This window comes from Sulfurimonas sp., assembly GCF_047622445.1.
Classification (GTDB): Bacteria; Campylobacterota; Campylobacteria; order Campylobacterales; family Sulfurimonadaceae; genus Sulfurimonas.
Map to the genome: position 1 here is coordinate 1 of NZ_JBLHOE010000098.1, position 7,692 is coordinate 7,692.

General features: G+C 32.9%; 7 protein-coding genes, 6 tRNA genes and 1 pseudogene. 13 read left to right on the forward strand and 1 reads right to left on the reverse strand.

The window, feature by feature from the left end; all coding sequences use genetic code 11:
- Positions 1–88 precede the first annotated feature (88 nt).
- From ACI9TV_RS15240 to rd, 7 genes are all read left to right on the forward strand, one after another.
- Positions 89–165, forward strand: a tRNA-Asp gene (locus ACI9TV_RS15240).
- A gap of 27 nt (positions 166–192) precedes the next feature.
- Positions 193–268 (forward strand) — tRNA-Val (locus ACI9TV_RS15245).
- Positions 269–299: 31 nt separating this feature from the next.
- Positions 300–375, forward strand: a tRNA-Glu gene (locus ACI9TV_RS15250).
- Between the two features lie 31 nt (positions 376–406).
- Positions 407–482: transfer RNA gene (locus ACI9TV_RS15255), tRNA-Val, on the forward strand.
- Positions 483–535: 53 nt separating this feature from the next.
- Positions 536–612 (forward strand) — tRNA-Asp (locus tag ACI9TV_RS15260).
- A gap of 107 nt (positions 613–719) precedes the next feature.
- Positions 720–796: transfer RNA gene (locus tag ACI9TV_RS15265), tRNA-Thr, on the forward strand.
- 98 nt (positions 797–894) lie between these two features.
- Positions 895–1,062 carry a rubredoxin gene (rd, locus tag ACI9TV_RS15270; RefSeq protein WP_415251682.1) on the forward strand — a complete coding sequence of 56 codons (168 nt, stop codon included), beginning with the start codon at positions 895–897 and terminating at the stop codon, positions 1,060–1,062.
- Positions 1,063–1,068: 6 nt separating this feature from the next.
- Here rd and ACI9TV_RS15275 read toward each other — a convergent pair whose 3' ends face one another.
- Positions 1,069–2,181 (reverse strand): FtsW/RodA/SpoVE family cell cycle protein, encoded by a 1,113-nt coding sequence (locus ACI9TV_RS15275; protein ID WP_415251683.1) that lies wholly within the window; start codon positions 2,179–2,181, stop codon positions 1,069–1,071.
- A gap of 51 nt (positions 2,182–2,232) precedes the next feature.
- On the opposite strand from ACI9TV_RS15275, the gene ACI9TV_RS15280 reads away from it, so the two are divergent.
- The 6 genes and pseudogenes from ACI9TV_RS15280 to ACI9TV_RS15305 form a co-directional block, all read left to right on the forward strand.
- On the forward strand, positions 2,233–3,204 hold the full coding sequence (locus ACI9TV_RS15280) for an RluA family pseudouridine synthase (protein WP_415251684.1): 972 nt from the start codon (positions 2,233–2,235) through the stop codon (positions 3,202–3,204).
- Positions 3,152–4,513 carry a hypothetical protein gene (locus tag ACI9TV_RS15285; protein ID WP_415251685.1) on the forward strand — a complete coding sequence of 454 codons (1,362 nt, stop codon included), beginning with the start codon at positions 3,152–3,154 and terminating at the stop codon, positions 4,511–4,513. Before ACI9TV_RS15280 ends, ACI9TV_RS15285 begins: the two co-directional genes overlap by 53 nt.
- Positions 4,513–5,685, forward strand: coding sequence for a tRNA (guanosine(46)-N7)-methyltransferase TrmB (trmB, locus tag ACI9TV_RS15290; RefSeq protein ID WP_415251686.1), 1,173 nt, complete (start codon positions 4,513–4,515; stop codon positions 5,683–5,685). Before ACI9TV_RS15285 ends, trmB begins: the two co-directional genes overlap by 1 nt.
- Positions 5,678–6,349, forward strand: a complete 672-nt coding sequence (locus ACI9TV_RS15295; RefSeq protein ID WP_415251687.1) for a cell division ATP-binding protein FtsE — start codon at positions 5,678–5,680, stop codon at positions 6,347–6,349. The genes trmB and ACI9TV_RS15295 overlap by 8 nt, the downstream gene beginning before the upstream one ends.
- Entirely contained in the window at positions 6,336–7,148 is an 813-nt protein-coding gene (locus tag ACI9TV_RS15300) for a cell division protein FtsX (protein ID WP_415251688.1), read from the forward strand. Before ACI9TV_RS15295 ends, ACI9TV_RS15300 begins: the two co-directional genes overlap by 14 nt.
- Positions 7,145–7,692 (forward strand): annotated as a pseudogene (locus tag ACI9TV_RS15305) (peptidase M23); the annotation flags it as partial. The gene ACI9TV_RS15300 and the pseudogene ACI9TV_RS15305, both read left to right, overlap by 4 nt.

The following is a 7,692-nucleotide window of genomic DNA, read 5'->3' on the forward strand; positions in this document are numbered from 1 at the left end:
CAGCTGGTAGAGCACGTCACTTTTAATGATGTGGCCGATGGTTCGAATCCATCACAGGACACCATTTATCAGACTAAAAAATATACATGCGGTGGTAGTTCAGCTGGTTAGAATATCTGCCTGTCACGCAGAGGGTCGCGAGTTCGAATCTCGTCCACCGCGCCACTATTTTTTAGTTTTATTCTTATTGATGGGCGTTTAGCTCAGTTGGTAGAGCGCTACCCTTACAAGGTAGATGTCACAAGTTCGAGTCTTGTAATGCCCACCATTGATAAGCTTTTGTTTATGAAAAGAAAAGTGACCCTTTCGTCTAGTGGCCAAGGACACTATCACTTCATGGTAGGAACAGAGGTTCAAATCCTTTAGGGGTCGCCATTTTATTTTGGTGTTTAGAAATTTTTAAAATGGGCGTTTAGCTCAGTTGGTAGAGCGCTACCCTTACAAGGTAGACGTCACAAGTTCGAGTCTTGTAATGCCCACCATTTTAAATATGTGACACGTTGTGCAAATGCAGAACACTTTTTACAATATAGGTGCGGTGGTAGTTCAGCTGGTTAGAATATCTGCCTGTCACGCAGAGGGTCGCGAGTTCGAATCTCGTCCACCGCGCCACTTCTTTTTGATTATTTGCACTTAATTTTTTAACTCACATACTAACAGTATGCTTCGTTTAAAACTTAAGCACAATTAATTCAAAAATTTAGAAACTACTTATTATTGCTGACATAGCTCAGTTGGCTAGAGCAGTTGATTTGTAATCAACAGGCCCGGGGTTCGAATCCTCGTGTCAGCACCATTCCCATTCTTCAATTTTAAAACTACATTAAAGACCTTACATTTTAATAATTAATTTTTCGTTAGACTTCAATTATAGAATTTGCAAAAGGATGCTTTATGACTAAAAAATATATATGTACGCTTTGTGATTGGATTTATGATCCCGAGATAGGAGATCCTGATGGCTCTATTGCTCCAGGAACAGCTTTTAAAGATATTCCAGATGATTGGGTTTGCCCTGACTGTGGAGCAACAAAAGATGATTTTGAGGAATATGAAGAGTAGTCTTATTTAAAGAAAACTTTTCGTTCCACTTTTATCATACATGTCTTTATATCTAAATGTGATAAGGTTTTGCATAATCGCAAATAAGACCATAAAATTTAAAAAGCTACTTCCCCCGTAGCTAAACATTGGCAAAGGGACTCCAACGACTGGGGCATAGCCTATCGTCATTGAAATATTTACACCCATGTATATAAAAATCATAAAAGATATTGCAATAGTTACAACTTTTATATAGTAGTCTTTATTAAAGACGCTCAGGCTTAATAGGTGAAGTATAAGCATTACATAGACTAGTATAATGGCCAATGCACCTAAAAACCCACTTCTCTCAACTACAAATGCAAAGATAAAATCACTTGTAGCAATAGGGAGAAACCTCATTTGAGTTTGGGTTGATTCTTCTTTTGATTTTCCAGTTAACCCACCTGATCCAATCGCTATAATAGACTGTTGCACATGATAGGAAGGTTTTTCACTTAAGAAATCTTGTATACGAATTTTTTGATAATCTTTGAGAGCATATTCATAGGCAAGTGGTGAAAGTAATAAAACAGCAGTGATAATAGTAGCCCATATCTTCCAATACACTCCAATAAAAAATAAAACACCATAGCCGATAAGGAGTAAAACTAATGCGGTACCCAAGTCAGGCTCTTTAGCAATTAAAATGAAAGGTAACAAGATATAAAAACTTATTTTTAAAAACTCTTTGATTCTATAGCCATTCACATCAGGTGGATTTCGATTTATTATGTAAGCAAGCATTAAAATGAGTGCTGGTTTGACAAACTCTGAGGGCTGGATAGTGGCATTGATAAAAGGAATATCAATCCATCTTTGTGCACCTAACCTGGAGTGGCCAAAAAATTCAACTGCAACTAGCAGTGCAATGTTTATCCAATAAACAAGAGGAATCAACCAACTCATACGTCTAATTGGGAGTAAGAAAACAAATAAAAACACTATTATAGAGACTGCAATATAGGCAGTTTGCTTTTGTGCAAGTGCTGGAACTACTTCACCAATGAGCCAATGTGAAGTTACTACTAAAGGTATGATTAAAATGATTGAAAAAAAGTCAAATTGTGCTAAAATGCGCTTATCAAATCTCCACAAAGAAATAACTCCAAATTTTTTTATAGAAATTGTAGCATAAAGGTAAATAATATGAGTGAAATACAAAAGTATACATGTGAAGAAGTTCAAAGATTAGATATATTCTTATCAGAAAAAATTGGACAGACTCGTTCACAGATTGCACAGTTAATCAAGCAGGGCGGTGTTTATATAGAAGATAAAAAAGTTACACGTCCTGGTGTAAAGTTAAAACTAGAACAAATTGTTAAAGTTGAATTTCCTGAGGCAAAACAAGAAAAAGCACTAGATGTTGATTTTGACGTTGAAATTCTTTACGAAGATGATGATGTTTTAGTAATCAATAAACCAAGTGGAGTGACAGTTCACCCAGCGCCAAGTGTAAAAGATGCAACTTTGGTTGATTGGCTCAAACATAAAGGTATAAGACTATCTACTATTAGTGGTGAAGAACGTCACGGAATCGTTCACCGTCTTGATAAAGGTACAAGTGGAACAATGGTTGTTGCAAAAAATAATGAAGCGCATGAATTATTATCACAACAGCTTCAAGATAAGAGTATGGGAAGATATTATATTGCAGTAGTAACACCACACTTAAAAGAAGATGTAACAACAATAGAGTGTAATATTGGTAGAAATGAAAAAAATCGTTTAAAAATGGCATGTACTGGAACTGGTAAATATGCAAAAACACAGTTTGCAACATTACTCCCTAGTGAAGATGAAACAACACAACTTGTAGCATGTAAACTTTTTACTGGAAGAACACATCAAATCCGTGTTCACCTTGAATCAATTAACCGTCATATTTTAGGTGATCATATCTACGGAATAGCACCAAGACAGGAGAAGTCGGAACGAGTTTTGCTACATGCACACATGATATATTTCATACATCCAACAACAAAAAAGAAAGTTTCTTTCGTAGCTAAATTTGATGATGTGATGCAAAATTATCTTGATCAAAAATTTAATTCGGAGCAGCTTAATGAAGTTATGGACACTGACTACATTCTTAACAGTTTCAATACTGACATTTAGTGGCTGTGTAGCCACTTCCCCAAAACCAAAAGGTGTAGTTGATTCTACATTACCTATTGTTACTCTAACAGATCATGGTGTTTTTACTGATATGAAAGCAGTTGGTTTTGAGTGGAATAGTGTTATGGCTGACTCAAGAGTTGAAGGGATTTATGTATATAAAAAAGAAGTAAATTCTAAAGATAAAGCAAATAAGTTTTATGACACGATAGAAAATCGTTTTGTGACGCATTATCTTGATTCAAATGTAAAACCTCAGACAGAGTACAGTTATGTATTTAAAACATATACAAAAAATGCAGAGTCAGTCCCAAGCCGTGAAATTTTTGCAAAAACACTACCAGCATTACAATCTGTTTCATGGATTCATGTACTCCAAGAGATGCCAAGATCTGCAAAAATTCTTTGGAGACCTCATACAAATGAGATTGTGCAAAACTATATCATTGAGCGTAAAACATTAGCAGATGATAAATGGAAGGAACTCGCTGTAGTAAAAGGGCGTTTAAATGCTGAATATATAGATAAGGGACTTAAAGATTCACATGTCTATAAGTATAGAATTCGTTCAGTTACCTATAATGACATTACATCAGCACCAAGTAAAGAGGTAAAAGTTTTAACAAAAGCCTTACCGGCTTCAGTAGAAAATATTGTTGCATCAACAGACTTGGCAAAAAAAATAATCCTTACTTGGGAAAAAACTCGTATTAAGGATTTTACAACATACAATGTTTATAAAGCAAGTAGCATTGATGGAAGTTATAACCTAGTAAAATCGACAAAAAATACAGAGTTTATCGATAATGTTGATAAAGATGGTCAAGATTATTTTTATAGAGTAAGTGTAGTAGATACAGATGCTTTAGAGAGTAGAAATGATGAAAAGTCAATTCATGGTAAAACTCTTACTCGTCCTGTTACACCATCATTAGTTGGTGTGAAGATGATTGGGGATAACATAGAGATAAATTGGAAATCGACTGATCCAAGAGTTAAAAGTTTTGTAGTAGAAAAAGTAAGAAAAAAATCTTGGGTAGATTCTCAAACAGAAGAATTTGTAGACATTAGAGGTAAAGTATTTGTAGATACAAAAATTGAACCAAAAATGACATATTATTATAAAGTATATAGTGTAGATGCTTATTCTATACGCTCAGAGGCAAGTATGGAAGTGAAATTTACTACAAAAGCAAATCAAGGTAAAGTTGTACCAGTAAAAAAACATAGTGTACAATCACCGAAAAAGACTATAGAAGAGAAAAGTGTTGTTATACCTATGGATGATTTTAGTATGAGCGATCTTTAATGCCACACCTACATATAAAAGAATTTAAGTCTGTAGAATTTCCATCTCACTGTGATGGAGTAGATTTTAATTTTCTTGTTAAAAATTTGAATCATCTTAATGAACAAATGATTTCAGTTAAAGTTGAAGAAGATGAGTTTTTTTTACTAGTAAAGCAAGATGAAAATAAAAATCTCTTAAAGTCTGACAAGCTTACACGACCTGCATCTATATATAATGTGCATAAAGCGCTGTTAGCCTATGCAAAATCAGCAAAGTTAGAGGTACTTTTTTCTAATGTACCAGAGTATGAAAAAAATGTTCACCTAGAAGAGGTAAATGCACTTAAAAATATAAGTTATTTTGTAGATAGCTTTCCCGAAGCCAAAGAGACTAGAATCGAAGTTGGTTTTGGATCAGGTCGTCATTTACTTCACCAAGCCTCTCATAATCCAGAGATTTTATTTATAGGGATAGAAATTCATCGTCCTTCAATAGAACAAGTTCTCAAACAAGTTGCGATTCAAAATTTAGATAATGTACTTGTACTTGATTATGATGCAAGACTTTTTATGGAGTTAGTACCATCAAATATAATTGGGAAAATATATGTTCATTTCCCTGTACCATGGGATAAGAAACCTCATAGACGTGTAATATCTACAAGTTTTATAGAAGAAGCAAATAGAGTTTTATCTGTTGATGGAAAACTAGAGTTAAGAACTGATAGTGAAAATTATTATGCATATTCGTATCAAACATTTATTAACTTTAACAAAACTACGCTTCATATAAATAAAAATAAAGAGATAGCGATTAGTTCGAAGTATGAAGATAGATGGAAAAAAATGGAAAAAAATATTTATGATGTAACAATGATAAATGAAGAATCTTCACCAGAGTTATCCATAGAAGGCAATTTTGAATTCTCAAATGCAAATACCAAGCACAAAGATATAGTTGCACTTCATACTACGACAAAAAAACTAGATGGTGCTTTTATCCATTTTGAGAGAGTTTATGAAAATACGGCTAGGGTAATGTTACGTATATCTATGGGAAGTTTTGATAGACCTGAACATTTATATGTACTTATAGATGATACAAAAGTATCGTACTATCCATATCTACCATTAAAATCACGTAGTAATTTAATAGCACATAAATATTTAGACGGAGTTTTGCATGGATAAGGTGATAATGGCTGAAAACTTATCTTTAGCTTACTCAAATGATGAAACAATTATCAATAAGGTTAATTTTTCTGTTGACTCAGGTAGTTTTGTTTTTATTACAGGGGCTAGTGGTAGTGGAAAGTCTACACTTTTAAAATCTTTATATGGTGGGCTTAAACCACAACAAGGAAGTTTAATTGTTGGTGGGGTAGAGATCAATGGTGTGTCTCGTAAAAAATTAAACTTTTTACGAAGACATGTTGGGATAGTTTTTCAAGATTATAAACTTGTAAAAGAGTGGACGATTGAAAAGAATATAACACTTCCTTTGCTTATTAATGGATATGAGAAAAATGTAACGCAAAATCAGGTTGATTCACTTTTAAAGCATGTTCGTCTTAAGCATCAGGCTGGAAAATATCCGCTAGAGCTTAGTGGTGGGGAACAACAACGTGTTGCGATGGCAAGAGCACTTTCTCATAATCCTATCCTTATCCTAGCAGATGAGCCAACGGGAAATCTTGATGATTATTCCTCTGGACTTATTTGGAACCTTTTAGAAGGTGCAAATACACAGCTAAAAACTACGGTTATTGTTGTGACACATAATATTCCATCGACCATGGGTATTGATTACAAACATTTTCATATCGAATATGGGAGTATTAATGAAGTCAATTAAAAATCATTTTTCTCTTGTTGTAGCACTTGTTAGTATACTTTTCGCGATTCAAGTTTTTACGATTGTAGATAGATCTATTAATGCATACAAAGAAAATCTTGCAAATAATTATTCTGTAATTCTTGTTGCGCAAGTAAGTATAGAAGAAAAAAATATCAAGGCAATTTCTCCTCTTATCTCTAGTGTTTTGGAATTAAATCCAGAAAATGTTATCAAAAGACTAAATACTAAAATGGATAAAAAAAACTTGGAACTTTTAAAGCTCAGTCTTCCTAAATTTTATAAGTTAAAACTTAAATATTTTCCAAGTCCAAGAGAGATAAACAAACTTACAAAAAAACTTTTAGCATATAAATCTGTAACAAAGGTTGAAAATTTTTCAAACAATCATGACAGTACTTTTAAATTACTAGTGTTATTTAAAGATGTGATTAGTGTATTTTCCTTGTCTGTATTTATTGTGACAATTTTGCTGATTTTGAAAGAGTTACGCATTTGGCAATTTATGCATAATGAAAGAATGAGTATTATGGGTCTTTTTGGTGCACCTGTTTGGTTAAGTTCGGCAGTATTGTTTAGACTCTCGATAGTGGATGCAATAATTGCAAGTATTATCACGTTCATACTTTTTTCATACCTTGAATCAAGTCAGTGGATATCAGAACAGTTTAATAATATCGGAATCGAAGTAGTTGTATTTGACAAGATAGAAGATTTTTCTCTTCTTTTTGGAATTGCGATGCTTTTGTCGGTACTTCTAGCATCTCTAATTGTTTTAGGACATAAAGAAGAAGTATGATTCGTTTATTTATAAGTTTCTTACTCTTTTTTAACGTAGGGTATGCTCAAAAGAATATTAACACTAAAATTAAGTCGACTTCTTCGGAGATTAAAAGTTTTAGTAAAAACTACACTACACTCAATAAAAAGCTAGCAAAAAATGCAAAAGCAATTTTAAAACAAAGACTTGCTATACAAAAGCAAACAAAATTTCTTGAAGAATTAAAAACACAACTTTCCCAAAAGGAATTGAGTTATAAAGAAAATAAATCTCAGTTAGGTAGTTTAATTAAATATAATGAAAATTTAAAAAAAGAGCAAGATGAAATAGAGCAAAAACTTGTTTTTGTAATTGCTCAAAGTGTTTCTTTATCTGTGATTTTAGAAGATGAATATGCAGTAAATGAAGAATCTCTAATGGAGTTTGAGATACTCAAAGAGATGCTTAAAGCTTCGAAAGTAGAAGTAGGTAAGTTGAATGATAAGTATTACACTAACTCTAAAGATATAAAAACTTTAAGTAAGCAAGCACATCATTTAAAAAATTCAATTGCAAGCATAGA

Excerpts from the sequence above, each read along its gene's own strand:
- ACI9TV_RS15295 (WP_415251687.1), top strand. The coding sequence starts at position 5,678 with ATGGATAAGGTGATAATGGCTGAAAACTTATCTTTAGCTTACTCAAAT.
- ACI9TV_RS15285 (WP_415251685.1), top strand. The coding sequence starts at position 3,152 with ATGAAGTTATGGACACTGACTACATTCTTAACAGTTTCAATACTGACA.
- trmB (WP_415251686.1), top strand. The coding sequence starts at position 4,513 with ATGCCACACCTACATATAAAAGAATTTAAGTCTGTAGAATTTCCATCT.
- ACI9TV_RS15300 (WP_415251688.1), top strand. The coding sequence starts at position 6,336 with ATGAAGTCAATTAAAAATCATTTTTCTCTTGTTGTAGCACTTGTTAGT.
- rd (WP_415251682.1), top strand. The coding sequence starts at position 895 with ATGACTAAAAAATATATATGTACGCTTTGTGATTGGATTTATGATCCC.
- ACI9TV_RS15280 (WP_415251684.1), top strand. The coding sequence starts at position 2,233 with ATGAGTGAAATACAAAAGTATACATGTGAAGAAGTTCAAAGATTAGAT.